Origin of the sequence: Streptomyces sediminimaris (assembly GCF_047049295.1) — a bacterium.
GTDB lineage: Bacteria > Actinomycetota > Actinomycetes > Streptomycetales > Streptomycetaceae > Streptomyces > Streptomyces sediminimaris.
Window position 1 is genome coordinate 2,109,930 of record NZ_JBJWOT010000001.1, and the last position, 24,684, is coordinate 2,134,613.

The 24,684-nt window shown below is 71.3% G+C and carries 28 protein-coding genes; 9 read left to right on the forward strand and 19 right to left on the reverse strand.

The window, feature by feature from the left end; all coding sequences use genetic code 11:
* Positions 1-86 precede the first annotated feature (86 nt).
* Both ACJ9NR_RS09975 and ACJ9NR_RS09980 read right to left on the reverse strand, forming a co-directional pair.
* Complete coding sequence (locus tag ACJ9NR_RS09975) at positions 87-401, reverse strand: hypothetical protein (RefSeq protein WP_412487153.1); 315 nt, start codon at positions 399-401, stop codon at positions 87-89.
* Positions 358-654, reverse strand: a complete 297-nt coding sequence (locus tag ACJ9NR_RS09980; protein WP_412487154.1) for a helix-turn-helix domain-containing protein — start codon at positions 652-654, stop codon at positions 358-360. Before ACJ9NR_RS09980 ends, ACJ9NR_RS09975 begins: the two co-directional genes overlap by 44 nt.
* A gap of 165 nt (positions 655-819) precedes the next feature.
* On the opposite strand from ACJ9NR_RS09980, the gene ACJ9NR_RS09985 reads away from it, so the two are divergent.
* Positions 820-1,299, forward strand: a complete 480-nt coding sequence (locus ACJ9NR_RS09985; RefSeq protein WP_412512690.1) for a hypothetical protein — start codon at positions 820-822, stop codon at positions 1,297-1,299.
* A 432-nt stretch (positions 1,300-1,731) separates the two neighbouring features.
* Positions 1,732-3,072 carry an integrase gene (locus tag ACJ9NR_RS09990; RefSeq protein ID WP_412487156.1) on the forward strand — a complete coding sequence of 447 codons (1,341 nt, stop codon included), beginning with the start codon at positions 1,732-1,734 and terminating at the stop codon, positions 3,070-3,072.
* 374 nt (positions 3,073-3,446) lie between these two features.
* Here ACJ9NR_RS09990 and ACJ9NR_RS09995 read toward each other — a convergent pair whose 3' ends face one another.
* Complete coding sequence (locus ACJ9NR_RS09995) at positions 3,447-4,880, reverse strand: hypothetical protein (protein WP_412487157.1); 1,434 nt, start codon at positions 4,878-4,880, stop codon at positions 3,447-3,449.
* A 279-nt stretch (positions 4,881-5,159) separates the two neighbouring features.
* Here ACJ9NR_RS09995 and ACJ9NR_RS10000 point away from each other — a divergent pair, with 279 nt between their 5' ends.
* The gene (locus ACJ9NR_RS10000; RefSeq protein WP_412487158.1) at positions 5,160-6,986 is read left to right on the forward strand and encodes a DUF8508 domain-containing protein; all 1,827 of its coding nucleotides are present in this window, start codon (positions 5,160-5,162) and stop codon (positions 6,984-6,986) included.
* 129 nt (positions 6,987-7,115) lie between these two features.
* Here ACJ9NR_RS10000 and ACJ9NR_RS10005 read toward each other — a convergent pair whose 3' ends face one another.
* From ACJ9NR_RS10005 to ACJ9NR_RS10020, 4 genes are all read right to left on the reverse strand, one after another.
* On the reverse strand, positions 7,116-7,646 hold the full coding sequence (locus ACJ9NR_RS10005) for a DUF3618 domain-containing protein (RefSeq protein WP_412487159.1): 531 nt from the start codon (positions 7,644-7,646) through the stop codon (positions 7,116-7,118).
* Positions 7,643-8,062: a phage holin family protein gene (locus ACJ9NR_RS10010; RefSeq protein WP_412487160.1), complete on the reverse strand. Its 420-nt coding sequence runs from the start codon at positions 8,060-8,062 to the stop codon at positions 7,643-7,645. Before ACJ9NR_RS10010 ends, ACJ9NR_RS10005 begins: the two co-directional genes overlap by 4 nt.
* Positions 8,063-8,124: 62 nt before the next feature.
* Positions 8,125-8,811, reverse strand: coding sequence for a hypothetical protein (locus tag ACJ9NR_RS10015; protein ID WP_412487161.1), 687 nt, complete (start codon positions 8,809-8,811; stop codon positions 8,125-8,127).
* Positions 8,808-8,996, reverse strand: coding sequence for a hypothetical protein (locus tag ACJ9NR_RS10020; protein ID WP_412512776.1), 189 nt, complete (start codon positions 8,994-8,996; stop codon positions 8,808-8,810). The genes ACJ9NR_RS10015 and ACJ9NR_RS10020 overlap by 4 nt, the downstream gene beginning before the upstream one ends.
* Positions 8,997-9,112: 116 nt before the next feature.
* Between ACJ9NR_RS10020 and dapA the strand changes: the two genes are divergently transcribed.
* Positions 9,113-10,015 (forward strand): 4-hydroxy-tetrahydrodipicolinate synthase, encoded by a 903-nt coding sequence (gene dapA / locus ACJ9NR_RS10025; protein WP_412487163.1) that lies wholly within the window; start codon positions 9,113-9,115, stop codon positions 10,013-10,015.
* Positions 10,016-10,201: 186 nt separating this feature from the next.
* Positions 10,202-10,705 (forward strand): HAD domain-containing protein, encoded by a 504-nt coding sequence (locus ACJ9NR_RS10030; RefSeq protein WP_412487164.1) that lies wholly within the window; start codon positions 10,202-10,204, stop codon positions 10,703-10,705.
* 67 nt (positions 10,706-10,772) lie between these two features.
* Here ACJ9NR_RS10030 and dapD read toward each other — a convergent pair whose 3' ends face one another.
* From dapD to ACJ9NR_RS10050, 4 genes are all read right to left on the reverse strand, one after another.
* Positions 10,773-11,762, reverse strand: coding sequence for a 2,3,4,5-tetrahydropyridine-2,6-dicarboxylate N-succinyltransferase (gene dapD, locus ACJ9NR_RS10035; RefSeq protein ID WP_412487165.1), 990 nt, complete (start codon positions 11,760-11,762; stop codon positions 10,773-10,775).
* Positions 11,763-11,857: 95 nt separating this feature from the next.
* A complete protein-coding gene (locus ACJ9NR_RS10040) occupies positions 11,858-12,415 on the reverse strand; it encodes a TetR/AcrR family transcriptional regulator (RefSeq protein ID WP_412487166.1) in 558 nt (185 codons plus the stop codon).
* Complete coding sequence (locus ACJ9NR_RS10045) at positions 12,415-12,735, reverse strand: DMT family transporter (protein WP_412487167.1); 321 nt, start codon at positions 12,733-12,735, stop codon at positions 12,415-12,417. The genes ACJ9NR_RS10040 and ACJ9NR_RS10045 overlap by 1 nt, the downstream gene beginning before the upstream one ends.
* Before the next feature lie 55 nt (positions 12,736-12,790).
* Complete coding sequence (locus tag ACJ9NR_RS10050; RefSeq protein WP_412487168.1) at positions 12,791-13,819, reverse strand: sulfotransferase family protein; 1,029 nt, start codon at positions 13,817-13,819, stop codon at positions 12,791-12,793.
* A gap of 217 nt (positions 13,820-14,036) precedes the next feature.
* Between ACJ9NR_RS10050 and ACJ9NR_RS10055 the strand changes: the two genes are divergently transcribed.
* On the forward strand, positions 14,037-14,873 hold the full coding sequence (locus tag ACJ9NR_RS10055) for an AbfB domain-containing protein (RefSeq protein WP_412487169.1): 837 nt from the start codon (positions 14,037-14,039) through the stop codon (positions 14,871-14,873).
* Between the two features lie 70 nt (positions 14,874-14,943).
* On the opposite strand, the gene ACJ9NR_RS10060 is transcribed toward ACJ9NR_RS10055, so the two are convergent.
* From ACJ9NR_RS10060 to ACJ9NR_RS10095, 8 genes are read right to left on the reverse strand one after another with little or no spacing between them, the layout of a single operon-like run.
* Positions 14,944-15,276 carry a metal-sulfur cluster assembly factor gene (locus ACJ9NR_RS10060; protein ID WP_412487170.1) on the reverse strand — a complete coding sequence of 111 codons (333 nt, stop codon included), beginning with the start codon at positions 15,274-15,276 and terminating at the stop codon, positions 14,944-14,946.
* On the reverse strand, positions 15,273-15,740 hold the full coding sequence (sufU, locus tag ACJ9NR_RS10065) for a Fe-S cluster assembly sulfur transfer protein SufU (RefSeq protein ID WP_412487171.1): 468 nt from the start codon (positions 15,738-15,740) through the stop codon (positions 15,273-15,275). The genes ACJ9NR_RS10060 and sufU overlap by 4 nt, the downstream gene beginning before the upstream one ends.
* 21 nt (positions 15,741-15,761) lie before the next feature.
* A complete protein-coding gene (locus ACJ9NR_RS10070) occupies positions 15,762-17,018 on the reverse strand; it encodes a cysteine desulfurase (protein ID WP_412487172.1) in 1,257 nt (418 codons plus the stop codon).
* Positions 17,015-17,779, reverse strand: a complete 765-nt coding sequence (gene sufC, locus ACJ9NR_RS10075; RefSeq protein ID WP_412487173.1) for a Fe-S cluster assembly ATPase SufC — start codon at positions 17,777-17,779, stop codon at positions 17,015-17,017. Before sufC ends, ACJ9NR_RS10070 begins: the two co-directional genes overlap by 4 nt.
* Positions 17,780-17,786: 7 nt before the next feature.
* Positions 17,787-18,107, reverse strand: a complete 321-nt coding sequence (locus ACJ9NR_RS10080; RefSeq protein WP_412487174.1) for a bifunctional 3-phenylpropionate/cinnamic acid dioxygenase ferredoxin subunit — start codon at positions 18,105-18,107, stop codon at positions 17,787-17,789.
* Complete coding sequence (gene sufD, locus ACJ9NR_RS10085; RefSeq protein WP_412488792.1) at positions 18,104-19,324, reverse strand: Fe-S cluster assembly protein SufD; 1,221 nt, start codon at positions 19,322-19,324, stop codon at positions 18,104-18,106. The genes ACJ9NR_RS10080 and sufD overlap by 4 nt, the downstream gene beginning before the upstream one ends.
* A gap of 58 nt (positions 19,325-19,382) precedes the next feature.
* Complete coding sequence (gene sufB / locus ACJ9NR_RS10090; RefSeq protein ID WP_412487175.1) at positions 19,383-20,807, reverse strand: Fe-S cluster assembly protein SufB; 1,425 nt, start codon at positions 20,805-20,807, stop codon at positions 19,383-19,385.
* Complete coding sequence (locus tag ACJ9NR_RS10095) at positions 20,804-21,559, reverse strand: helix-turn-helix transcriptional regulator (RefSeq protein WP_412487176.1); 756 nt, start codon at positions 21,557-21,559, stop codon at positions 20,804-20,806. Before ACJ9NR_RS10095 ends, sufB begins: the two co-directional genes overlap by 4 nt.
* A 336-nt stretch (positions 21,560-21,895) precedes the next feature.
* On the opposite strand from ACJ9NR_RS10095, the gene ACJ9NR_RS10100 reads away from it, so the two are divergent.
* Genes ACJ9NR_RS10100 through ACJ9NR_RS10110 form a run of 3 tightly spaced genes read left to right on the forward strand, consistent with a single transcriptional unit; the run spans position 21,896 to position 24,649 of the window.
* Positions 21,896-22,819 carry an ABC transporter ATP-binding protein gene (locus ACJ9NR_RS10100; RefSeq protein WP_412487177.1) on the forward strand — a complete coding sequence of 308 codons (924 nt, stop codon included), beginning with the start codon at positions 21,896-21,898 and terminating at the stop codon, positions 22,817-22,819.
* Positions 22,820-22,872: 53 nt separating this feature from the next.
* Complete coding sequence (locus ACJ9NR_RS10105) at positions 22,873-23,589, forward strand: ABC transporter permease (protein WP_412488793.1); 717 nt, start codon at positions 22,873-22,875, stop codon at positions 23,587-23,589.
* Positions 23,590-23,635: 46 nt separating this feature from the next.
* Complete coding sequence (locus ACJ9NR_RS10110) at positions 23,636-24,649, forward strand: COX15/CtaA family protein (RefSeq protein WP_412488794.1); 1,014 nt, start codon at positions 23,636-23,638, stop codon at positions 24,647-24,649.
* Positions 24,650-24,684 lie beyond the last annotated feature (35 nt).

Sequence of the window (24,684 nt, forward strand, 5' to 3'; positions counted from 1 at the left end):
CCTCTGCTTTCTCTGATGGGTTGAGGCGCCGGTCGGGGCTCGCCGGGCCGGGAAGTCGGGCGGGCCTTCGGCGCGTTCAGGGGGGGTCAGACGCCGGCAGGCTGCACGTTCTGGCGCGGCCGACGCGTCCTGCGCGGGCGGCTGCGGCCGTCGACCCGGTTGCGGTTCTGCTCGGCGATGAACGCGAGGTCGGAGTCGCTGAACAGCAGCTGGCCCGCCATGCGGTGGCACGGCCAGCCGAGCTTGTTCACTCCGTCGCGGAGGAACTTCTCGCCCTTCTTGCTCGGGTCCTGCGGCTCGCGGAGGCGGAGCCGTATGGCCGCCTCGCTCACCGTGTAGAAGTTCTCCAGGACGGGCTCAGCCGTCTTCGTCCCGGCGGGGGGCGCCTTCTGGGCGGGCATCTGGTTCCTTCCTCCGTGGCTCTTCGGTGGGGGCGAGAAGCCGTGTGTCGTCGGCGGGCACGTCGAGGACGCTGCGCAGCCGCGTGTAGGTGGGGGGCCGCATGTCGCGGCGGGCGCCGTTCTCCAGCTGGCTCAGGTACGGCCCGCTGATGCCGGCTCCTGTCGCGCAGTCGTCACGGCTGAGGCCGAGCTCTTTGCGGCGTGTGCGGATGGCCGTCCCGTCCACCTGGAAGGTGGTTGGGAGTCTGTGCATGAGAGGAAGCTAGCGCGCCGATCTAGAGGTTTCTAGAGGAACCGGCCAGTAACTTCTAATCGACTCTAGTTACCTCTATGTCAAGACCCGGATTTCAGCAGGTCAAGGTTAAGAACGGGTCAGACGGCCGGATGTCCATAGCGGTAGCTAGAGGTAGCTGTCATCATGAGCCGCATGGCCCCCACCTCGGATGACACCGCCCGTCACCTGCAGAAACTCTCTGCACTCGTGACTCAACGCCGCGTTGCCCTGGGGCTGCGCAGCAAGGAGGCGGCCGCGAAGCACTGCGACCTGTCCCCGATGACCTACCGGAAGATCGAGGCGGGCGAGCGCGTCACCGACACGTCCTACGCGAAGCTGGAGATCGGCTTCGCTTTCCGCCCGGGCTCCTGCAAGACGGTTCTGGACGGCGCCGACTCGATCACCCTGCAGGACGGAACCGAGATCATCGAGGGCGGTCAGATCACGCGCACTCAGGTCGACGTCGACGCACTCTCCGAGGAACTGCGGCGCGAGTACATCGACGCGGCGACGGTGACCGTCCCAGGAATCTCGCTGGGCGAGGCGCAGGAGATGAGCAGGCAGGCCGTAGAGCGCGCTGTGAAGATCATGCGAAAGCGCGGCATTCTGCCAGACCACGAATGATCTGCAGTGATCGCCGTACAACCTTCCGGCCGTAACAGGATCGTGACATTCCGTCACGGACGAAACTTGAGTCACCCTCTGTCGCCCAGGCGTTCGGCCATGTAACCCTGTCGGTCCACCCGGGGAGGTCTCCGCGAGTAGGAACAGGGGGACCGGTGAGCACAGTCATCAACTTCGAGAGGCCGGGCTTCATCGCTACGTCCGCGCTCATCGCAGAAGAGGTGGTGTGCATCCTGACCCCGGCAGCTGCCACCGACGTCCGTATTCAGGAACGGGCACGGAGGCTGATGAAGGGGCAGGGGATCGACTGCAGATTGTGCGGCGGCTGCCCAGTCGGCCGGGCACAGTAGAAGGCAGTCACGGATAGCCGGCGGTAGGGGTGCCTGCCGGCCCATCCGCCCAACTTGGCGAATTCCTATGGGGGGACGACGCTTGCCCTACGTAGAGCAGCGCGGCAACAAGTTCCGCGTCAAATGGTGGGCCGGAGAGTACCTCGACAACGGCAAGAAGAAGTACGAGGGCGAGTCCGGATTCGAGGACTGGCAGGCCGCCTACGACTACGGCCTCGACCGCGAATACGAAGTGCGCCACGACAAGCACGTCCCGAAGAGCCGCGGCGACATCCTGATGAAGGACTACACGCTGCCCATCTGGCTGCCCGACCAGGACCTGCGGCCGGAGTCCATCAAGACCTATCGATCTATGCTCAAGGCTCAGATCAACGCGCAGTGGGGACGACGGCGGGTCGGGGACATCACCACACCCGAGTACCTCGCCTGGAAGCGGACGCTCAACAACAAGGTCGACAAGAAGGAGCTGTCCCGCACCTACGTCACCGACGTCCTCATGGTCTTCAACCTGCTGATGAGCGACGCGGTCAAGCGGTACCAGTACCGCACCGACTCCCCCGTACCGCCGCCGGAGCCGCGCCGCGGGAAGTACGTGAAGAGGGTCGTGAAGAAGAAGCGCCCCCTGGCGATGGGCCCGGTGTACCAGCTGGCCGTCAACGCCTACACGGTGTGGGGTTTCACGGGCTGGACGTACATCTGGCACGCCGCGTTCCAGGGGCAGCGCCCCGCGGAGATGTACGGGCAGCAGAAGCTGTACTGCTCGCCCGCCTGGCCGGCCTCCGACCCGGACCGGGAGCAGCGCAAGGAGTCCGTCGAGCGGTACGGGCAGATGCCCGCCAACCGCGTCGAGTACCAGCTGCAGTGGGTGGACGGGAAGAAGACGCTCACCTCCCCCAAGTACGAGTCGCAGCGCACGCTCGTCACAGCGCCGTTCCTGACGGAGATGCATATCGCGCTCGCCGCCTCGCACGACTCCCCGTGGATGTTTCCGGCGATGGCCGGCGGCGACCTGCTGGGGGCGCGGTTCGACCGTGACTACTGGGCGCCCATCCGGGACGGAGCCCCGGAGCGCCAGTCCCGCAAGGACTTCCTGCGCCCTGCGATCCCGCCCGTGGCGGAGTTCGAGGAGCTGCCGATCTACCGGCTGCGGCACTGGATGCGCGAGTGTCTCGAGGAAGAGGGGCACTCGAAGACCGCGATCGAGACGCGCATGGGCCACGAGCTCGCCGGGATCGAGGGCCTGTACAGCAACCTCACGATCAAGATGGAGCGCGATATTGTGGAGGCGCAGCAGGAGCGGTGGTCCAGCTTCTTCCAGGCTGCGGGCGGTCTCTGGATGCCGCCGTTTCCCAATCCTCTCCCAGTTGATCAAGGGATTAAGGAATCACAGCAGATCAATCGCCAAGATTCCGAAGCGGCTTGAACAGGGCGAAGCTGATCCGCCAGTTCTCCGGCGAGTGGGAGATGACGGCGCTCGGCGAGTTCGTGAAGGGCCGCACGGTGCGCAGCATGGTGAAGCCGGCCGCACAGGCGCTCTAGGCGCCCCCGGGTGGGTGCCGCCCGGGTGGCACCCACCCGGGCGGCGGACAGGAATGCCGTCCGGGCCGGGCAGCGGCGGGCCGTGGCCGACCTCGCGCGATGCCCGTGACCGTGCTGCGACGTCTCCTCCGCGCTCCCGGTCTCCGTGGAGGCGAGGGCGTTCGGGGCGGTGCGGGGGCGCCGGGGCCGCCCCGCCGGCGCGGCCCCGGCGCCCGTGATCCCGGATCTTCCGGCGAACCCCGCCCGGCCCCGCGTCGCTCAACCGCCGTGCTGCGAGCGCGCCTTGAACGCCGCCTTGCGCGCTTCCTTCGCGATCCGCCGGTCCGGGTGCAGCCGTCCCATGGCCTCCAGCACGTCCGCCGTCGCGGGGTGGTCGACGCGCCAGGCCGCCGCGAAGAAGCCGCCGTGCTGCGCGGCCAGCCCCTGCACCAGGGCCCGCAGTTCCTCGGAGTTGCCCTCCGCGGCCAGCTGCGCGGCGACCGTGTCGATGGTCAGCCAGAAGATCATCGCCTCGGACGGCGCCGGCACGTCGGCCGCCCCCTGCTCGGTCAGCCAGACCCGGGCGAGGCCACCGAGCTCCGCGTCGTCGAGGACCTCGCGCAGCGCGGGCTCGGCCTCCGCGCCGAGGAGCGAGAGCGCCTGCTGGCAGCGCAGCCGGCGCAGCGGCGCGCCCGCGTCGGCGCCCCGGGCCGCGGCCAGCAACTCCCGCGCCGCGGCGAGGGGTTCACGGCGCGCCAGCCACTGCTCGGTCTCGGCCCGCGCCGCCCCCTGCGGGAACGCCGCCGTGCCGTCGAGCAGCGCGTCGGCCCCCTTGTCCGCGAGGTCGCCGACCGCGGGCGCGACGAACCCGGCCTCCATCAGCCGGGAGCGCAGCCCGTACAGGCCGAGGGGCGTCAGCCGCACCATGCCGTAGCGCGAGACGTCGGCGTCGTCGAGCGGCGCGGTGGGTTCCTCGGCGCCGTCGGCGTCCGCCATCAGTGCCTCGTCCACCGGCTGGTACTCCACGAGTCCCACCGGTTCGAGCAGCCGGAACTGGTCGTCGAGCCGCATCATCGCCTCGGAGACCTGCTCCAGGACGTCGTCGGTGGGCTCGCCCATGTCACTGGGCACGACCATCGACGCGGCGAGGGCGGGCAGCGGCACGGGCGCGTCGCCGGGTCCGTCCTCGCTGACCGTCAGCAGGTACAGGTTGCCGAGGACGCCGTCGAGGAACTCGGCCTCGCCGTCCGGGTCCCACTCCAGCCGGGAGAGGTCGATCCCGCCGTCCTCGTCGAGGGCGTCCTCCAGACCCTCCAGGTCGGGCACGCTCGCGTCGGCGAGCACCGTCTCCAGGGCCTCCTGCCACACGCCCAGGACGTCGTGCGGCGAGCCCGAGGTGAGCAGGGCCAGCTCCTCCCCGGCCGTGACGGTGCCCTCGTCCTCGTCGGCGATCTGCACCAGCCCGGTGTCCACGGCGGCCCGCCACGCCTCGCTCGTGGTGGCCGCGGCGTCGTCCCCGCTCAGCCCGAGCGCCTCGGCGGCGGCGGCCAGTTGCCCGTCCACGAGACCGCCCCCGGCGTCGACCCGCGTGTCGGGACCGGCCCAGCGGGCGAGCCGCGCGGCCCGGGAGAGCAGCGGCGTGGACAACGCGTCCCGCGCCAGCTCCGCTTCGGGGTGCAGCCGCACCGGCGGCAGGGGGGAGCTGTCTGGCATCTGCTGGTTCTCCTCGGGCGTGTCGTACCACTCAGCCGCTCAGCCTAGACGGATTTACACCCATGCCGCCCGGTTCATCTGCCGGACCACGGCCGTACATGGCCGAAACCTTGACAACTGGCCTGACCACGCAGGAGATTGACGCGCGTAGAAGCCGGCGGACAGCCGTTCGGCGGACTTCTACGCGCGTCGCGGACCGCCCCAGGACCGCGGCCCAAGGACCGGTTCCACGCACCACCCTCGTCCCGGCGCCCACGCACGTCCCCGGAGGGATTCACGTTGCCGAGCAAGTCTTCCACGCGTCTCGCTGCGCTCACCGTCGCCGCCGTCTGTTCCGCGGCGTCCGCCGTCGCCCTGACCTCCCCGGCGCACGCGGACTCCGTGCGCATCCATGACATCCAGGGCACCACGCGCACGTCTCCGTACGCCGGCCAGAAGGCCACCGACGTGGCCGGAATCGTCACCGGCGTGCGCGCCTACGGCTCCTCCAGAGGCTTCTGGATGCAGGACCCGCACCCGGACGACGACCCGGCCACGAGTGAGGGCGTCTTCGTCTACACCGGCTCCACCCCGAAGGTCGCCGCCGGTGACTCCGTCACGGTCACCGGCACGGTCTCCGAGTACGTCCCGGGCGGCACTTCCTCCGGCAACCAGTCGGTCACCGAGATCAGCAGGCCGTCGATCACCACGCTCTCCACCGGCAACGCGGTGCCGGCCCCGACGGTGATCGACGCGAGGTCGGTGCCCTCGGCCTACACCCCGCCGGGCGACCCCGCCGCGAACGGCTCGATCAACGGCCTGACCCTGCGGCCGTCGAAGTACGCCCTGGACTACTACGAGTCCCTGGAGGGCATGAACGTCCGGATCGGCGACGCCCGCGTGGTCACCGCCACCGACCGGTACGCCGAGCTGTGGGTCACCGTGAAGCCGCACGAGCACCCGACCCGCCGCGGCGGCACGCTCTACGGCTCCTACGACTCGCAGAACACCGGCCGCCTGCAGATCCAGTCGCTGGGCGCGAGCGCCGACTTCCCGGTGGCGGACGTCGGCGACACCCTGACCGGCACCACGACCGGCCCGATGGACTACAACCAGTACGGCGGCTACACCCTCGTCGCGAACCGGATCGGCCCGCTCGTCAGCGGCGGCCTCCAGCGCGAGACCACGAGGAAGCAGTCCCGGGGCGAGCTCGCGGTCGCGACGTACAACGTCGAGAACCTCGACCCGTCCGACGGCACCTTCGACCAGCACGCCGCCGCGATCGTGCACAACCTGCGGTCGCCCGACATCGTGTCCCTGGAGGAGATCCAGGACAACGACGGCGCCAAGGACGACGGCACCGTCGCCGCCGACGTGACGGTGAACAAGCTGATCGACGCGATCGCCGCGGCGGGCGGCCCGACGTACGACTGGCGCTCGATCGACCCGGTCGACGACCAGGACGGCGGCCAGCCCGGCGGCAACATCCGCAACGTGTTCCTCTTCAACCCGCATCGGGTCTCCTTCGTGGACCGGGCGGGCGGCGACGCCACCACCGCCGTCGGCGTCACCAAGGTGCACGGCAAGGCGCACCTGACGGCCTCCCCCGGCCGGATCGCCCCCGCGGACGGGGCCTGGACCGACAGCCGCAAGCCGCTGGCGGGCGAGTTCGTCTTCCGCGGCCGCACGGTCTTCGTGATCGGCAACCACTTCGCCTCCAAGGGAGGCGACCAGGCGCTGCACTCCCGGTACCAGCCGCCCACGCGCGGTTCGGAGACCCAGCGCCACGCGCAGGCGACGCTGGTCAACGCGTTCGTCAAGAGCATCCTCGACGTCCAGAAGAACGCGGACGTCGTCGCGCTCGGCGACATGAACGACTTCGAGTTCTCCGGCACCGCCAAGCTCCTGGAGGGCGACGGAGCACTGTGGTCGGCGATCAAGTCGCTGCCGAAGAACGAGCGCTACACCTACGACTACCAGGGCAACGAGCAGGTCCTTGACCAGATCCTGGTCTCCCCCTCGATCCGGCGCGGCTGCCACCTGGCCTACGACTCCGTGCACATCAACTCGGAGTTCCACGACCAGATCAGCGACCACGACCCGCAGGTGCTGCGTTTCAGGCCGTGACCCCCGCCCGGTCGGGGTCAGGGCCGGCCTGACCCGCCGCGGACGCGTGCGCGGACATGGCCCGTCCGCGCATGCCCGAGGGGCCGGGTCGGCCGACCCGGCCCCTCGGGCATGCGCTCCGCGGCGCCGCTACTTCCTGGGGAACTTCCACCCCACCACCACGACCGTCACCAGCACCGCGCCGATGACGAGCGTGGGCCCGGGATGGCTCATGGCCTTCTGCACGAGCGGCCGGGCGGGTGCCGGCACGCCGTCCGCCACCCGGTGCTCCAGCTCGTGTCCCGTCGAGCGCGCCGTGTCCTGCGCGGCATGCCCCGCCCGCACGGCCCGGTCACGGGCCTCGTGCCCGGCGCCCGCCGCGCCGTCCTGCACCCGGTGACCGGCCCTGGCGGCCCTGTCCTGGGCCCTGTGCCCGGCGTGCGTGGCCTTCTCCTGCACGGTGTGGCCCGCCTGTGCGGCGGTGCTGCGCAACTGCACGGTCATCGCGCCGGCCTTGTCCCTGAGGTCGGCCGCCCGGGCCTTCGCGCGCCCCTTCACGTCCATCTTGCCCGCCAACTCCTCCACTGTCCGGCCGAGTTCGCTGCGCGTGCGCTCGATCTGCCGGCGCAGCTCGTCGGGTCCCTTCGCGCCCGTCTCCGGTGGTGCCGTCCTGTCGGTCATCGGTGCGCCCTTTCCTTGATCTCCTCGACGTCGGCCCTGACGCTGCCGAGAGCCTCCTCGGGAGTGGGCGGTCCGGCCCGGCGCAGCTGGGCGCGACCGGCCGCGGCGAGCACGCCCGCGATCACGAACAGCACGCCGGTGACGATGAGTGCCGCGGCCCAGACGGACAGCACCAGGCAGAGGGCGGCGATGGCCGTACCGGCCGACGCGAGCAGGCCGGCGTAGGCGAACGCGCCCGCGGCGCCGAGCAGCCCGCCGCCGCGTCCGGCACGGCGGCCCTTGGCCGCCAGCTCCTCCTTGGCGAGGGCCACTTCCTGTCGTACGAGCCGGGAAAGCTGTTCGGTGGCCTGGCCGACGAGTTCGCCCACCGAGTGGTGCTCGTCGCGCACCGGCCCGGGGTGCATGGTCCCGGTCACGGCGTCGCCTCCTGTCGTGTTCCGTTCCTCCGGAAGAGTGCGGGTACCCCGGCCCGGGACGGCTACCCCTGCCGCCCGCCGGGCCCCGGCTCGCCGAGCCGGGCGAGCTGGGTCTGGAACCAGTCCAGGCGCGCCTGCAACAGGGCCGCCTCCGCGGCGAGTTCGGGCACGCCGAGTCCCTCGGTCGGTGAATCACCGCCCTGACCTGGCACGACACCGCCGGCGACCACCCACAGCCCCTCCCCCGCCAGCCGCGCGAAGGCGGCGAGCGAGACGGACGCACGGCCGCGGACGCAGGCCGCGCAGGAGGGGGCGAGCGCCCGCCAGCCGGGCCTGCCCCAGCCGGCGTCGGCGAGGGCCACGCAGGCCGCGCCGCAGGCGCAGGGGCCGGCCGTGGCGGTCCGTACCCGCTGGCGGGCGTGGCGGAAGCCGCGCTCGAAGCGGATGAAGGCACCCAGCACCGACACCTCGAGCAGCACGGCCGCCCGGTGCTCGGCGGTGCAGAGCATCGCCTCGGCCGCCGCGCGCTCGTGCAGGCAGTGGAAGCCGCAGCCGCAGCGGCGGTGCGGCGGCCTGTGGCGCAGGCCGTAGACGCAGGACGCGTCGGCCAGGACCCCGTACGGCAGCGCGCCGCCGAGCGACACACCGGTGAACCCGGCCCGGGTGCCGTCCTGCGACAGCACCGGGTGGGCGATCTTGTATCCGGTCGGCGGCTCCGTCGGGCGTTCCGCCGGAAGCCGCAGTCTCATCGGGCCGCCGGAACCTCTTCGGGGGCCCTCGGTTCCCGGATCTCCTCGGGCAGTTCCAGATCTTCGGGTTCCTGGTCCCGCACCTGCGGCCGCTCTTCCGCGGCTCCCGTGGCCAGTGCCTTGCCGAGCTTCATGTCGCCTCCCATGTCGCGCTGCCGGTCACCCTTCCGGCCATGGTGACTCATGAAGGGGCGTTTTGGACACAGGGTCCCGTGCCCACCCCGACGAATCAGCTCTGCTTGGCAATACCTCGTAGCAGAATTAAGTGGAGCTTCACCGTTCGAGTCCCGAGACTCTTCACATGACGACCGCCGGCACCCGGGTGCCTCCCTTCGGCCGCGCCCTGTGCGCGATGATCACCCCGTTCACCGAGGAGGGCGCGCTCGACGCGGACGGTGCGCAGCGGCTTGCGGCGCACCTGGTGTCCCGGGGCTGCGACGGGCTGGTGCTCTCGGGGACGACGGGCGAGTCCCCGACCACCACGGACGCCGAGAAGGCGAGGCTGATCGAGGCGGTGCGGGAGGCGGTGGGCGGCCGGGCGCCGGTGGTGGCGGGGGTCGGGACCTTCGACACGCGGCACACCGTGGCACTCGCCCGTGCCGCCGAGAAGGCGGGCGCGGACGGTCTGCTCGTGGTCAGCCCGTACTACAGCAGGCCGCCGCAGGACGCGGTCGAGGCGCACTTCCTGGCGGTCGCGGATGCGGTGGGGCTGCCGGTCGTGCTGTACGACATCCCGGGCCGCACCGGCACCCGCATCGAGCCCGGCACGATGCTGCGTCTCGCCGAGCACCCGCGGATCGTGGCGGTCAAGGACTGCTCCTACGACTTCCTCGCCGCCCAGAAGGTGCTGGCCCGCACCGGGCTCGCCTACTACGCGGGGTGCGACGAGCACAACCTCGCGCTGTACGCGGTGGGCGGCGCGGGCTACATCAGCACCGTCGCGAACGTCGTACCGGAGCGGCTGCGCGCCGTCATCGACGCCTTCGATGCGGGCGACACCCTCGTCTCCGCCCGCCTCCAGCAGCGCGTCACGCCGCTGGTCGAGTCGATGATGGCCGCGGGTCTGCCCGGCTCGGTCACCGCCAAGGCCCTGCTCAGCGAGCTCGGCCTGCCCGCGGGCCCGGTCCGCGCCCCGCTCCGGCCCGCCGGCCGGGAAGCGGTCCGCGGGCTGCTCGCGGCGTACGCCGAGTGCGTGGACGGCTGACACCCCGTGCGCCCGGCTCCGCCGCGGTCGCCGACCGGAGGCCGCCGTCCGGAGCCTCCTCGCCGGCGGCGACCGGCACCGGCCGCTCCGAGGCAACGTACGGCGGAGGGGGTGAAGCCCCGGCCGGTGTCCGGCCGCCCGGCGCCGCGCCTGCCCGTTCGGGGAAATCTTCCGTACGGTGTCGCTGTGAGCCGCCCGCTGCTGTTCCTCGACGTCGACGGCCCCCTCAACCCGTGGGCGGCCCAGCCGGAGCGGCGCCCCGACGGCTACACGACGATCAGGGTCGCCCTCCACCCGGGCCGCGCCCTGCGCGTCTGGCTGAGCCCCTCGCACGGCCCGGCCCTGCTCGCCCTCGGCTACGACCTGTGCTGGGCGACGACCTGGATGGACGCCGCCAACCGCTGGATCGCCCCGGTGATCGGGCTGCCCGAGCTGCCGTACGTCGACTTCGGCACGGGTCTGTTCGCGCTCCGGCCCGACGGCGTGCACTGGAAGACGGAGGCGATCGTGCGCCACGCCGGGGGCCGCCCCTTCGCCTGGGTGGACGACGAACAGAGCCCCGCGGACCGGCGCTACGTCGCCGAACACCACCCGGCCCCGGCGCTCCTGCACCACGTCAGCCCGCGACTCGGCCTGCGCGAGGAGGACTTCGGGGCGCTGGCTCAGTTCGCTGCGGCGCAGCGCTCCTGACGGCTGCGCAACGCCGATGAGCGCCCTTCCGTACGGCGGCGGAAGGGCGCTCGGTGCTGACGTGGTGTCAGTTGTGGCTGTGCAGGATGTCGTTCAGGCCGCCCCAGACCGCGTTGTTCGGGCGGGCCTCGACCGTGCCGCTGACCGAGTTGCGGCGGAAGAGGATGTTGCAGGCGCCGGAGAGCTCGCGGGCCTTGACGATCTGGCCGTCGGGCATGGTCACGCGCGTGCCCGCGGTGATGTACAGGCCGGCCTCGACCACGCACTCGTCGCCGAGCGCGATGCCGACGCCCGCCTCGGCGCCGATCAGGCAGCGCTCGCCGATGGAGATGACGACGTTGCCGCCGCCGGAGAGCGTGCCCATGGTCGAGGCGCCGCCGCCGATGTCCGAACCGTCGCCCACGACCACACCGGCGGAGATCCGGCCCTCGACCATGGAGGTGCCCAGGGTGCCCGCGTTGAAGTTCACGAAACCCTCGTGCATGACCGTGGTGCCCTCGGCGAGGTGCGCGCCCAGCCGCACCCGGTCCGCGTCGGCGATGCGGACGCCCTTCGGGGCGACGTAGTCCGTCATGCGCGGGAACTTGTCGACCGAGGTCACCTGCAGGTACAGCCCCTCGGCGCGGGCGTTCAGCCGCGCCGTCTCGAGGTGGTCGACGGCGACGGGGCCGAGCGAGGTCCAGGCGACGTTGGCGAGGAAGCCGAACATGCCGTCCAGGCTCTGGCCGTGCGGCTTGACCAGGCGGTGCGAGAGCAGGTGCAGCCGCAGGTAGACGTCGTGCGCGTCGATCGGCTTCTCGTCGAGGGAGGAGATGACCGTGCGCACCGCGACCACCTCGACACCGCGGCGGGCGTCCGGCCCGACGGCCTTCGCCGCGCCCTCGCCGAGCAGCTCCGCGGCCCTCTCGGCGGACAGCCGCTCGCTGCCTGCCGGGCCGGGCTGTTCGCTCAGCTCGGGTGCGGGGAACCAGGTGTCGAGAACGGTGCCGTCGGCGGCGATCGTGGCGAGCCCGGTGGCCACGGCGCCGGTGGTGCGAGGAGCAGTCGTGTCGGTCATGAGGGCAACCTAACCGGCCGGGGGGCACGGAGGCCAACCGCCGGGTGCGGCGTCTCAGGGAGCGGGCCGGCCCCCGGCCGTGCCGGGCCGGGACCTCACCCGCTGCCGGCGGCCGGTGCGGACATCACCCGTGCCAGCGCCTCGCGCGCGAACGCCTCGTCGTACGTCGCCCCCGTCAGCAGCACCTGGAGGCAGATGCCGTCCATCAGCGCGGCCAGGGCCCGCGCCGTGACCGCGTCGGTGCGCCCGGCGAGCCGGCCGGCGAGGTCCTCGCACCACTCGGCGGCGACGGGGCGCAGGGCGGGGCGGCGCAGGGCGGCCAGATAGAGCTCGTACTCCAGCTCGACGCCGGTGGGGTCGCCGCTCAGCCACTCGCCCAGGATCCGTGCGAGCTCGGCGGCCAGGTCGCACTCGCGGTCCTCCAGGGCGCCGTGCGCGGCGACGACCTTGGCGAAGCCCTCGTTCGCCTGCCGCAGGGCGGCGACCATCAGCTCGTCGAGGGTCCTGAAGTGGTACGTGGTCGAGCCGAGCGGTACGTCCGCCTCGGCGGCGACCGAGCGGTGGCTCAGACCGGCCAGGCCCTTGTCCCCCACCACCCGGATCGCCGCGTCGATGATCCGCTGGCGCCGGTCGGGGTCGTAACGGCGGGCCATCAGTGCGCACCCCCGAGGTTGAGCACGACGACCCCCAGGATGATCAACGCGATCCCGGCGGCCTTCTGCGCGGTCAGCCCCTCCCCGAGGAACACCATCCCGATCCCCACGATGGCCGCGGTGCCCAGGCCGGCCCAGATCGCGTAGGCCGTGCCGACGGACATGCTCTTCAGCGTCTGGGCGAGCAGCCAGAAGGACACGACGTATCCGGCGAGCGTCAGCACCGAGGGCCACAACCTGCTGAAGCCGTTGCTGTACTTCATGGCGGTGGTGCCGCCCACCTCGGCGGCTATCGCCGCGAGAAGCGTCAGGAATCCCATGCGTACGAGTGTACATAACGGCGGTCACACCCCTGACGGTCATCGTCGGCGGACCTCACGCGCCGGGCTCGGTCACCGCGGCCGGCGAGGCGGCCACCGGGCCCGGTTCGCGCAGCCGCGTCAGACGGTCGAGGGCGCGCCGCTTGGTGCGGGCGGCGCGGCGCAGGGCCGAGACCCGGCGGTAGCGGAGGACGTCGGCGGGATCGGCGCGGACCGCCCCGTCGAGCTCGTAGCCGTGTGCGGTCAGCCGGCCCGCCAGCACGGTCTCGCACAACCGGATCTGATCCGGCGTCAGCCGCTGCCGCCAGCTGCCCGCCCGTGAGACGTCCAGCGCCCCGCGCGTGCGCCGGTGCCAGGTCTTGCGGGCCGGGACCGCCGCACCGGCCACGCGGCGCGGCTCGGTCATCCCGGGGGCGTACTCCTCGCCCAGGTAGGCACACAAGGCCCGCAGGCGGGGCTCGGGGTCGGCCAGGAGGTCCTCGTAGCGCAGTTCGTGCCAGCTGTCCGGGCCGAGCCCGCGCGCATGCCGGCGGGTCACGTCCATCACCTGCGCCCAGGTGGCGACGGCCTCGTCGAAGCCGCGGTGCCACCACGGCATGCCCAGCAGCGAGGCGACGCAGTCGCGGCCGTCGCGGACGAGGTGCACGAACCGGGCGGTGGGAAACAGCCGCCGGATCTCCTCGACGTGCAGGGCGTAGGCCGGCCGTTTGTCGCCCCAGCACGCCTTGCCGTGGCGCTCGGCGTACGACTTCAGTGCGATGCCCAGTGCGGAGCCGAGGGTGGGCGGCCCGTGCTCGATCCGGGCGGCGATCCGCCGGGCGTCCAGCCCGAGTTCGTCGAACCGCGTCTCCTTCCGCCCGGTGATCCAGGCGGCGAGGCGGGCCCGGTTGCCCCGCTCCCGGAGGTCGCCGAAGCGCAGGCGGTCCTCGTAGGCCGGCAGCACGAAGCGCGTCTCGGGCGGCAGGGCGATACGCGGGTGGGCGTGCAGCATCAGCTGCAGGAGGGTGGTGCCGGAGCGGGGGCAGCCGAGGACGAAGACGGGGCGGGCGGGGGCGGGCGCGGGGGCCGGTGCGGAGGTGGCCACGCGGCGCCAGGCTGCCGCCCGCGGATGAGCGGGGCCTGGGACGGCGCTGGGAGCGGGATATGAAGTCCTGTGTTCCGCATGAGGAGGTTCGACTTTCATAGAAACCGCTCACTGATACGACTCCCGCCGCCGCCTCCGCTCCACTAGGGTTTCACCGCTCGTCCGCACCCCCCTCACACCCCCGGCCGCCGCCGCGGCGCCGCTGGAGGAACCGCGCATGCCCGACACCACCCCCGAGCCGCCCGCCCGCGCATCCTGGCAGGACGGCTGGGCCCCCGACACCTCACGCGCCCCCGGAACCCGAAGACTCTGGCTGGCGGGCGCGCTGGCAGTGGCCACGATCGTCGCCTGCGTGACGGCGATCGGCCTGATGGACAAGGGCCCTGACGACCCGTCATCAGCATCCGGGGACCCTTCGTCGTCGGTCTCCGCCACGGGCCCGGGGCTGATCTCCTTCGCCACCCCGTCCGCCGCCAAGAGCGCGACCACACCCGCGGCACGTGGCGGCCCGCCGTCCGCGCGGACCGCCGCGCCGTCCGCACCGGCCCACCCGCGCGCGTCCGCGGCCGGCGGTTCCGGGTCCGCCGAGCCGCCCGCCACGCCGGCGAGTTCACCGGGCCGCGCGAAGCCCTCGGCCGCCTACCGCTCCGTCCGCTCGGTGAACTACCCCGACCGCTTCTGGCACGTCAGCGGCGACCTGGTGAGACTCGACCCGGTCGCTTCCGCCCCCGCCCGGCGGGACGCCACCTTCACGCTGGTCAAGGGCCTCGCGGACCGGTCCTGTTACTCCTTCGCCACGGCCGGCGGCAGGTACCTTCGCCACCGCGACTTCCTCCTGCGCTCCGAACGCGACGACGGCTCGGCCCTGTTCGAGCAGGACGCGACCTTCTGCCCGCGGACCTCGTCCTACCCGGGCGCGGTCATGCTGGAGTCGGTGAACTACCCCGGCCGCTTCCTGCGCCACCGCAACTTCCAGCTCGAGCTGGACCCTTACCAGGGAAGCGACCTGTACCGCGCGGACTCCTCGTTCCGGATCGTGGACGGGGTGGCCTGAACGGCGGCCCGGAACGGCGAGACGGCCGTACCCGTGAAGGTACGGCCGTCTCCCGCAGACGCGGGGGGACTCAGACGTTGAAGCCCAGCGCCCGGAGCTGCTCCCGCCCGTCGTCGGTGATCTTGTCCGGGCCCCACGGCGGCATCCAGACCCAGTTGATGCGCAGTTCGCTGACGAGGCCGTCCGTGGCGGACTTGGCCTGGTCCTCGATGACGTCCGTCAGCGGGCAGGCCGCCGAGGTCAGGGTCATGTCGATCGTCGCGATGTTCGCGTCGTCGATGTGAATGCCGTAGATCAGCCCGAGGTTGACCACGTCGATGCCCAGCTCGGGGTCGACGACGTCGTACAGCGCCTCGCGGATCTCCTCCTCCGAGGCCGGCTTCATCTCAACGGTCTCGCTCATGCCGTCTTCCTTTCGGCGTCGGCTCCGCCCAGCACCTGGGCCGTCGCGTCCTTCCACGCCATCCAGCTCAGGAGGGCGCACTTGACCCTCGCCGGGTACTTGGAGACACCGGCGAACGCGACGGCGTCCTCCAGCACCTCCTCCATCGCGTCGTCGGGCTCGATCTTCCCCTTGGACTGCATGAGCTCCAGGAAGGTCTCCTGGATCTTCCGCGCGTCCGCCAGGTCCTTGCCGACCAGCAGCTCGTTCAGCACGGAGGCCGAGGCCTGGCTGATGGAGCAGCCCTGGCCCTCGTACGAGACGTCCTCGATCGTCGTGCCGTCGTACTTCACCCGGAGGGTGATCTCGTCACCGCACGTCGGGTTCACGTGGTGCACCTCGGCGTCGCCGTCCCGCAGACCACGCCCGTGCGGGTTCTTGTAGTGGTCCAGGATGACTTCCTGGTACATCGAGTCCAGCTTCATGCGATCGCTCGTCCCGTCCCGTCAGCCGAAGAAGTTCCGTACGTGCTCCAGTCCGTCGACCAGAGCGTCGATCTCGGCCGGCGTGGAGTACAGGTAGAACGACGCCCGGGTGGTCGCAGGAATTCCGTAGCGGAGGCAGACCGGCCGCGCGCAGTGATGGCCGACGCGGACCGCGATGCCCTGCTCGTCGAGAACCTGGCCCACGTCGTGCGGGTGGATGTCACCCAGCGTGAACGAGATCGCCGCGCCCCGGTCCTCGGCCGTGGCCGGTCCGATGATCCGCAGGTCGGGGACCTCGGCCAGCCGCTTGACCGCGTACTCGGTGATCGCGTGCTCATGGGCGAGGACCTTGTCCATGCCGATCGCGGACAGGTAGTCGATGGCCGCGCCGAGGCCGACCGCCTGGGCGACCGGGGGCGTGCCCGCCTCGAACTTGTGCGGCGCGGGGGCGTACGTCGACGAGTGCATCGACACCGTCTCGATCATCTCGCCGCCGCCGAGGAACGGAGGCAGGTCCTCCAGCAGCTCCTGGCGCCCCCACAGGACACCGATGCCGGTCGGGCCGCACATCTTGTGGCCGGTGAACGCCACGAAGTCGGCCTGGAGGGCCTGGACGTCCAGCGGCATGTGGGGCGCCGCCTGGGAGGCGTCGATGCAGACCAGCGCGCCGACCTCCTGGGCGCGGCGGATTATCGTCTCGACCGGGTTGACCGTGCCCAGGATGTTGGACACCAGCACGAAGGAGACGATCTTCGTCTTCTCCGTGATGACCTCGTCGATGTTCGACAGGTCCAGGCGGCCGTCGTCGGTGAGGCCGAACCACCTCAGCTTCGCGCCCGTGCGCTGCGCCAGCAGCTGCCACGGCACGATGTTGGAGTGGTGCTCCATCTCCGTGATGACGATCTCGGTCTCCGCGTCGACGCGGTAGGGCTCGTCGGCCCAGCCGAGCATGTTCGCCACGAGGTTGAGCGACTCGGAGGCGTTCTTGGTGAAGATCACCTCGTCGCGGCTCGGCGCGTTGATGAACGACGCGACCTTGTCGCGCGCGCCCTCGTACAGCGCCGTGGCCTCCTCGGCGAGCACATGCACACCGCGGTGGACGTTGGCGTTGTGGCGCTCGTAGTACTCACCGAGGGCGTCCAGCACCTGGCGCGGCTTCTGCGAGGTCGCCGCGTTGTCCAGGTACACGAGCTTCCGGTCGTCGTGGACCAGCCGGTCCAGGATGGGGAAGTCCTTGCGGATCGCCTCGGTGTCGAGGAGGCCCGGCAGCTGTGTCACTCGGATGCGCCACCCTTCGTGTAGGCCTCGTAGCCCTCGTCCTCCAGCTTGTCGGCGAGCTCGGCGCCGCCGGACTCGACGATGCGGCCGCCGGAGAAGACGTGGACGTAGTCGGGCTTGATGTAGCGCAGGATGCGCGTGTAGTGCGTGATCAGCAGGGTGCCGACCTCGCCGGTCTCGCGGACGCGGTTGACGCCCTCGGAGACGATCCGCAGCGCGTCGACGTCGAGGCCGGAGTCGGTCTCGTCGAGGATCGCGACCCTCGGCTTCAGCAGCTCGAGCTGGAGGATCTCGTGGCGCTTCTTCTCACCGCCGGAGAAGCCCTCGTTGACGTTGCGCTCGGCGAAGGAGGGGTCGATGTTGAGGCGCTCCATGGCCTCCTTGACCTCCTTCACCCAGGTGCGCAGCTTGGGGGCCTCGCCGCGCACGGCGGTGGCGGAGGTGCGCAGGAAGTTCGACACGGAGACACCCGGCACCTCGACCGGGTACTGCATCGCCAGGAACAGGCCCGCGCGGGCCCGCTCGTCGACGGACATCTCCAGGACGTCCTCGCCGTCGAGGGTGACGGTGCCGCCGGTGATCGTGTACTTCGGGTGGCCCGCGAGGGAGTAGGCGAGGGTCGACTTGCCGGAGCCGTTCGGGCCCATGATGGCGTGCGTCTCGCCCTGCTTCACGGTGAGGTCGACGCCCTTGAGGATCTCCTTCGTGGCGTTGTCGGCCTCGACGGTGACGCGCAGGTCTCGGATTTCAAGCGTTGCCATGGGTGTCTCAGGACTCCTGGTTGAGGGAGACGAGCACGTCGTCCCCTTCGATCTGTACGGGGTATACGGGGACGGGGCGCGTCGCGGGGAGGCCGGACGGCTTGCCGGTGCGCAGGTCGAAGCTGGAGCCGTGCAGCCAGCACTCGATCTGGCAGTCCTCCACCTCGCCCTCGGAGAGCGAGACGTTCGCGTGCGAGCAGATGTCGTGGATGGCGAACACCTCCCCCTCGGTCTTCACGACCGAGACCGGCGTGCCGTCGAGTTCCACCCGCTTCGGGGTGCCCTCCTCCAGCTCGCCCAGCCCACAGACGCGTACGAAGGCGCTCATGCGACCGACGCCTCCAGCTCCTCTTCGATCTTGGCGATGAGGCGCTCCTCGATGTCCGGGACACCGATCTGCTGGACCAGCTCGGCGAAGAAGCCGCGGACCACGAGACGGCGGGCCTCGTACTCCGGGATGCCGCGGGCCATCAGGTAGAAGAGCTGCTCGTCGTCGAAGCGGCCGGTCGCGCTGGCGTGGCCGGCGCCGACGATCTCACCGGTCTCGATCTCGAGGTTGGGCACCGAGTCCACCCGGGCGCCGTCGGTCAGCACCAGGTTGCGGTTCATCTCGTAGGTGTCCGTGCCCTCGGCCTTGGCCTCGATGAGGACGTCGCCGATCCACACGGCGTGCGCGTCGTCGCCCTGGAGCGCGCCCTTGTAGACGACGTTCGACGTGCAGTGCGGGGTGTTGTGGTCGACCAGCAGGCGGTGCTCCTGGTGCTGCCCGGCGTCCGTGAAGTACAGGCCGAACAGCTCGGCCTCGCCGCCGGGGCCCGCGTAGGAGACGCGCGGGTGCAGCCGTACGACGTCGCCGCCGAAGGTGACGACCACGGACTTGAAGGACGCGTCCCGCCCCACGAGGGCGTTGTGCTGGGCCACGTGCACGGCCTTGTCGTCCCAGTCCTGGACGGAGACGACGGTCAGCTTGGCACCGTCGCCCAGGACGTAGTCGACGTTGGCGGCGAGCACCGCGTCACCGGTGTGGTCGATGACGACGACGGCCTCGGCGAAGGCGCCCAGCTCGACCACCTGGTGGCCGAAGCGGGTCCCGCCCTCGCCGTGCACGGCGATGCGGATCGGCTCGGTGAGGACCGTCTCCTTGGGGACGGTGACCACGCCGGCCTTCTCGAACGCGGAGTACGCCTGGGCGGCGACGCGGTCCACCGGGGTGCCCGCCCTGCCGAGCCGTGCGTCGTCGCGCGCGACGGTCTCGACGGTGACGCCCTCGGGCGCCTCCACCTCGACCCGCACGCCCTCGCCGGTGGCGGCCGCGGTGCCGTCGTGCAGTCCGCGCAGGCGCTCCAGCGGGGTGAACCGCCACTCCTCCTCGCGGCCGTGCGGGACCGGGAAGTCCGCCACGTCGTAGGAGGGGGGCGCGCTCATGCGCGTGGCGACGGTCGACTCGGCGGCGACCGCGATCGAACCCGCGGTGGTGGAGCCCACGGGTGGCGGCCCCCCCGCGCGAGCGGATTCGAGGGAGGGGGAGTTCTGGGCCTCGGCCATGGCTGTCGTCATGCTCGCTTTCTTGCGTGAGTGGCTTGCTGGGAAGGGCGGTGGGCGGTCAGCCGACCGCGCCCTCCATCTGCAGCTCGATCAGCCGGTTGAGCTCCAGCGCGTACTCCATCGGCAGTTCCTTGGCGATCGGCTCCACGAAGCCGCGCACGATCATCGCCATCGCCTCGTCCTCGCTCAGACCGCGGCTCATCAGGTAGAAGAGCTGGTCCTCGGAGACCTTGGAGACGGTCGCCTCGTGGCCCATGGACACGTCGTCCTCGCGGACGTCCACGTAGGGGTAGGTGTCCGAGCGGGAGATCGTGTCGACGAGCAGCGCGTCGCACAGCACGTTCGACTTCGAGCCCGGGGCGCCCTCGCCGATCTCGATGAGACCGCGGTAGGAGGTGCGGCCGCCGCCCCGCGCCACCGACTTGGAGACGATGTTGGAGGACGTGTTCGGGGCCATGTGGACCATCTTGGCGCCCGCGTCCTGGTGCTGGCCCTCGCCCGCGAAGGCGATGGAGAGGGTCTCGCCCTTGGCGTGCTCGCCCATCAGGTAGACGGCCGGGTACTTCATCGTCACCTTGGAGCCGATGTTGCCGTCGACCCACTCCATGGTCGCGCCCTCGTAGGCCACGGCGCGCTTGGTGACCAGGTTGTAGACGTTGTTCGACCAGTTCTGGATGGTCGTGTAGCGGCAGCGGGCGTTCTTCTTGACGATGATCTCGACGACCGCGGAGTGCAGCGAGTCCGACTTGTAGATCGGGGCGGTGCAGCCCTCGACGTAGTGCACGTAGGCACCCTCGTCGACGATGATCAGGGTCCGCTCGAACTGGCCCATGTTCTCCGTGTTGATGCGGAAGTAGGCCTGGAGCGGGATCTCGACGTGCACGCCCTTCGGCACGTAGATGAAGGAGCCGCCGGACCACACGGCGGTGTTCAGCGCGGCGAACTTGTTGTCACCGGCCGGGATGACCGTGCCGAAGTACTCCTTGAAGAGCTCCGGGTGCTCCTTCAGCGCGGTGTCGGTGTCGAGGAAGATCACGCCCTGCTCCTCCAGGTCCTCGCGGATCTGGTGGTAGACGACCTCCGACTCGTACTGCGCCGCGACACCGGCGACCAGGCGCTGCTTCTCCGCCTCCGGGATGCCGAGCTTGTCGTAGGTGTTCTTGATGTCCTCGGGCAGGTCCTCCCAGGACTCCGCCTGCTTCTCCGTGGAGCGCACGAAGTACTTGATGTTGTCGAAGTCGATGCCCGACAGGTCCGAGCCCCAGTTCGGCATGGGCTTCTTCTCGAACAGCTTCAGGCCCTTGAGGCGGAGCTTGGTCATCCACTCCGGCTCGGACTTCTTGCCGGAGATGTCGCGGACCACGTCCTCGTTCAGGCCGCGCTTCGCTGCGGCACCGGCCTCGTCGGAGTCCGCCCAGCCGTATTCGTACTTGCCCAGGCCTTCGAGCTCGGGGTGGGCGGTCTCCTCGATGGGGAGAGTCATGCGGGGTTCCTCCCGGCCGTGCTTGCAGATGCGTTGTGACCGTGCAGATCGGTCTGTGGGAAATTCTTGGGGATGAACGTCGTGCAGACGCCGTCACCGTGCGCGATGGTCGCCAGCCGCTGTACATGGGTTCCCAGGAGCTCGGAGAAGATTTCGGTCTCCGCCTCACAGAGTTGGGGGAACTTCTCCGCGACGTGGGCGACGGGGCAGTGGTGCTGGCACAGCTGCTCGCCGACCGGTGCGCTGCGCGCCGTGGCAGCGTACCCGTCCGCGCTCAGCGCCCTGGCCAGGGCTTCGGTGCGCTCCTCGGGGGCCGCGGCCTCGATCGCCGCCCGGTAGGCGCCGGCCTGCTCCGCGACCCTCGCGCGCGCGAAGGCGACGACCGCCTCGTCCCCGCCGAACCGCTCCTGGATCCAGCGCAGGGCGTCCGCGGCGAGCTTGTCGTAGGACTGGTCGAAGGCGTCACGGCCGCAGTCGGTGAGGGCGAAGACCTTGGCGGGGCGGCCCCGGCCGCGGGCCCCGTAGACCCGCTGCTCCCGGGCTTCCACGACGTCGTCGGCGACCAGTGCGTCGAGATGCCTGCGGACGGCGGCCTGGGTCAGGCCCAGCCGCCCGGCCAGCTCGGCGACGGTCGACGGCCCGTGGTCCAGGATGGACCGCGCGACCCGGTTGCGCGTGGAGCGCTCACCGGTCGCGAACTCCTCCTGAGGGGCCCCCGCGGGGGTCTCCCGAGCCTCGCCGACGTTTTTCACAACGCCATTGTTGCGTAATTCCTCGGGAGCGGGCAAGCGGCGCCCGTGCCGGTGATCGGTGCCCTGCGTCACTTAGGTATACCTAATCCCACCTGCGGAAACGGTCTCCGCCGATCGGTGCGCGGCCCTTGCGGCGGCGCCCGCGGGCGGCTGCCCGGGCCGGCGCGCACCCCCTCCGACCGGCGCTCTTGCCACGCCGGGCACAGCCGCCACACCGTCTCGCGGCGGTGCGGCCGAACAGGTGACCGCGGGCCGCCGGCCGCCGATTCGCGCCGTCCGGTGGAGATCTTGCACCCGCCCGACGCGGCCCGGAACGCCGTACCTAGACTCGGGCCCATGCGAAGTGAGCCCGTGGTCCAGGTCCAGGCCCTGGTGAAGCGGTACGGCGCGAAGACCGCCGTGGACGGCCTCGACCTGGTGGCCCAGGCCGGCGTGACCGCCGTACTCGGCCCGAACGGCGCGGGCAAGACGACCACCGTGGAGACCTGCGAGGGGTACCGCAGACCCGACTCCGGCGCGGTGCGCGTGCTCGGCCTCGACCCGGTGCGCCAGGCCCGTGAGCTGCACCCCCGCATCGGCGTGATGCTGCAGTCCGGCGGCGTCTACTCCGGAGCGCGGGCCGACGAGATGCTGCGGCACGTGGCGAAGCTGCACGCGAACCCCCTCGACGTCGACGCCCTGATCGAGCGGCTGGGGCTCGGCTCCTGCGGCCGTACGGCCTACCGCCGCCTCTCCGGCGGCCAGCAGCAGCGCCTGGCCCTCGCCATGGCCGTCGTCGGCCGCCCGGAGCTGGTGTTCCTGGACGAGCCCACCTCCGGCCTCGACCCGCAGGCCCGCCGCGCGACCTGGGACCTGGTCGGGGATCTGCGCGCCGACGGCGTGTCGGTGATCCTCACCACGCACTACATGGACGAGGCCGAGCAGCTCGCCGACGACGTCGCGATCATCGACGCCGGCCGGGTCATCGCCCAGGGCTCGCCCGAGGACCTGTGCCGCGGCGGTGCCGAGAACACGCTGCGCTTCGTCGGCCGCCCGGGCCTGGACGTCGGCTCCCTGCTCAAGGCGCTGCCCGCCGACTGCTCGGCGGCGGAGCTGACGCCGGGCTCGTACCGGGTGAACGGCAAGGTCGACCCGCAGCTGCTCGCGACGGTGGCGTCCTGGTGCGCGCAGCACGGGGTGATGCCGGACAAGATCTCGGTCGAGCGGCACACCCTCGAAGACGTCTTCCTCGAACTGACGGGCAAGGAGCTCCGCTCGTGACGACGGCCACCGGTACGTACGCGCCGAAGCCCGGTGCGGCGCCCCTGACCCGCATGCTGGCGGCGCAGGCGGCGCTCGAGACGAAGATGCTGCTGCGCAACGGCGAGCAGTTGCTGCTGACGGTCGTGATCCCGACGCTGCTGCTGGTCCTGTTCAGCTCGGTCGACATCGTGGACACCGGGGCGGGCAGCTCCGTCGACTTCCTCACCCCCGGCATCCTGGCGCTCGCGGTGATGTCCACGGCGTTCACCGGCCAGGCCATCGCCACCGGTTTCGAACGCCGCTACGGCGTCCTGAAGCGCCTGGCCTCCTCCCCGCTGCCGCGCTGGGGCCTGATGACCGCGAAGACGGCGTCGGTGCTGGTCACCGAGGTCATGCAGGTGATCCTGCTGACGGTGATCGCCTTCGCGCTGGGCTGGTCGCCGCACGGCGACCCCGGAGCCGTCCTGCTCCTGCTGGTCCTGGGCACGGCGGCCTTCTCGGGCCTCGGCCTGCTGATGGCCGGCACCCTCAAGGCCGAGGCGACCCTGGCCGCCGCGAACCTGGTCTTCCTGCTGCTGCTCGTGGGCGGCGGTGTGATCGTGCCCCTGGACAAGTTCCCGCAGGGCGCCCAGGACGTGCTCGGCCTGCTGCCCATCTCGGCGCTGTCCGACGGCCTGCGGGAGGTGCTCCGGCACGGGGCCGGCATGCCGTGGGGCGACCTGGGGATCCTGGCCGTGTGGGCCGTCGTGGGGCTGGCGGCGGCAGGGAAGTTCTTCCGCTGGGAGTAGGGGTGTCATGGACCCTCGTGAACGCGTGCACAAGCGGGCGCCTACCATGGTGGGCGTGCCGAACGTGACCCGCGCCGACGCCCTGGCGGCGCTGCGCAACCCGCTCTCCTTCATTGCCGGACGCTGGACCCCCGCACCCGGGACGGTCCGGCGGTCGGCCCTTTCCGCGCTCGTCATGGCGGTGATCATCGTGGTCACCGGTGGCGCGGTGCGGCTGACCGGCTCGGGGCTCGGCTGCCCGACCTGGCCGACGTGCACCGACAACTCGCTCACGACCACCAGCGCGATGGGCTTCCACGGAGCCATCGAGTTCGGCAACCGCATGCTGACCTACGTGCTGTGCGCGGCCGTCGGCTGGGCGATCATCGCGGCCCGCTCCCAGAAGCCGTACCGGCGCGGCCTGACCCGCCTCGGCTGGGCCCAGTTCTGGATCGTGATGGGCAACGCGATCCTGGGCGGCATCGTGGTGCTGGTCGGCCTGAACCCCTACACGGTCGCGGCGCACTTCCTGCTCTCCTCGGCCCTGATCGCGGTCGCGACGCTCATGTGGCAGCGCACCCGTGAGGGCGACGGCGCCCCCCGTCCGCTGGTCGGCAAGCCGGTCCGGCAGCTGGTGTGGTTCCTGGTGCTCGCCTCGGTCCTGCTGATCGCGGTCGGCACGGTGGTGACCGGCGCGGGCCCGCACGCGGGTGACTCCAAGGAGGTCGAGCGGATCCCGATCGACTGGGAGACGGTCGCCAAGCTGCACGCCGTGCTCGCCTGGATCGTGGTCACGCTGACCTTCGCCCTGTGGTTCATCCTGAAGGCGGTCGACGCCCCCAGGAGCCCCCTGGCCCGCACCCGCGAGCTGTTCCTGATCCTGCTGGCGCAGGGCGTCATCGGCTACGTCCAGTACTTCACGCACCTGCCCGAGATCCTCGTCGGCCTGCACATGCTCGGCTCGGCCCTGATCTGGATCTGGGTGCTGCGGGTACTGCTGACGCTGCGGGAACGGCCGGAGTCCGCACTGGAGATCCCGGGGCCCGCGCAGTCGGGTTCGGCGGTCGGCGCCGGGGTCTGAACCGCCGCCCCGGCCCGCTGCCCGAGTGAGCCACG

What these genes read in the sequence shown, in the direction of transcription:
- ACJ9NR_RS09975 (WP_412487153.1), bottom strand. Translation starts at nt 401, where the DNA reads ATGCCCGCCCAGAAGGCGCCCCCCGCCGGGACGAAGACGGCTGAGCCC.
- ACJ9NR_RS09980 (WP_412487154.1), bottom strand. Translation starts at nt 654, where the DNA reads ATGCACAGACTCCCAACCACCTTCCAGGTGGACGGGACGGCCATCCGC.
- ACJ9NR_RS09985 (WP_412512690.1), top strand. Translation starts at nt 820, where the DNA reads ATGAGCCGCATGGCCCCCACCTCGGATGACACCGCCCGTCACCTGCAG.
- ACJ9NR_RS09995 (WP_412487157.1), bottom strand. Translation starts at nt 4,880, where the DNA reads ATGCCAGACAGCTCCCCCCTGCCGCCGGTGCGGCTGCACCCCGAAGCG.
- ACJ9NR_RS10005 (WP_412487159.1), bottom strand. Translation starts at nt 7,646, where the DNA reads ATGACCGACAGGACGGCACCACCGGAGACGGGCGCGAAGGGACCCGAC.
- ACJ9NR_RS10015 (WP_412487161.1), bottom strand. Translation starts at nt 8,811, where the DNA reads ATGAGACTGCGGCTTCCGGCGGAACGCCCGACGGAGCCGCCGACCGGA.
- ACJ9NR_RS10020 (WP_412512776.1), bottom strand. Translation starts at nt 8,996, where the DNA reads ATGAGTCACCATGGCCGGAAGGGTGACCGGCAGCGCGACATGGGAGGC.
- dapA (WP_412487163.1), top strand. Translation starts at nt 9,113, where the DNA reads ATGACGACCGCCGGCACCCGGGTGCCTCCCTTCGGCCGCGCCCTGTGC.
- dapD (WP_412487165.1), bottom strand. Translation starts at nt 11,762, where the DNA reads ATGACCGACACGACTGCTCCTCGCACCACCGGCGCCGTGGCCACCGGG.
- ACJ9NR_RS10040 (WP_412487166.1), bottom strand. Translation starts at nt 12,415, where the DNA reads ATGGCCCGCCGTTACGACCCCGACCGGCGCCAGCGGATCATCGACGCG.
- ACJ9NR_RS10045 (WP_412487167.1), bottom strand. Translation starts at nt 12,735, where the DNA reads ATGGGATTCCTGACGCTTCTCGCGGCGATAGCCGCCGAGGTGGGCGGC.
- ACJ9NR_RS10055 (WP_412487169.1), top strand. Translation starts at nt 14,037, where the DNA reads ATGCCCGACACCACCCCCGAGCCGCCCGCCCGCGCATCCTGGCAGGAC.
- ACJ9NR_RS10060 (WP_412487170.1), bottom strand. Translation starts at nt 15,276, where the DNA reads ATGAGCGAGACCGTTGAGATGAAGCCGGCCTCGGAGGAGGAGATCCGC.
- sufU (WP_412487171.1), bottom strand. Translation starts at nt 15,740, where the DNA reads ATGAAGCTGGACTCGATGTACCAGGAAGTCATCCTGGACCACTACAAG.
- sufC (WP_412487173.1), bottom strand. Translation starts at nt 17,779, where the DNA reads ATGGCAACGCTTGAAATCCGAGACCTGCGCGTCACCGTCGAGGCCGAC.
- ACJ9NR_RS10080 (WP_412487174.1), bottom strand. Translation starts at nt 18,107, where the DNA reads ATGAGCGCCTTCGTACGCGTCTGTGGGCTGGGCGAGCTGGAGGAGGGC.
- sufD (WP_412488792.1), bottom strand. Translation starts at nt 19,324, where the DNA reads ATGGCCGAGGCCCAGAACTCCCCCTCCCTCGAATCCGCTCGCGCGGGG.
- sufB (WP_412487175.1), bottom strand. Translation starts at nt 20,807, where the DNA reads ATGACTCTCCCCATCGAGGAGACCGCCCACCCCGAGCTCGAAGGCCTG.
- ACJ9NR_RS10100 (WP_412487177.1), top strand. Translation starts at nt 21,896, where the DNA reads ATGCGAAGTGAGCCCGTGGTCCAGGTCCAGGCCCTGGTGAAGCGGTAC.
- ACJ9NR_RS10105 (WP_412488793.1), top strand. Translation starts at nt 22,873, where the DNA reads ATGCTGGCGGCGCAGGCGGCGCTCGAGACGAAGATGCTGCTGCGCAAC.
- ACJ9NR_RS10110 (WP_412488794.1), top strand. Translation starts at nt 23,636, where the DNA reads ATGGTGGGCGTGCCGAACGTGACCCGCGCCGACGCCCTGGCGGCGCTG.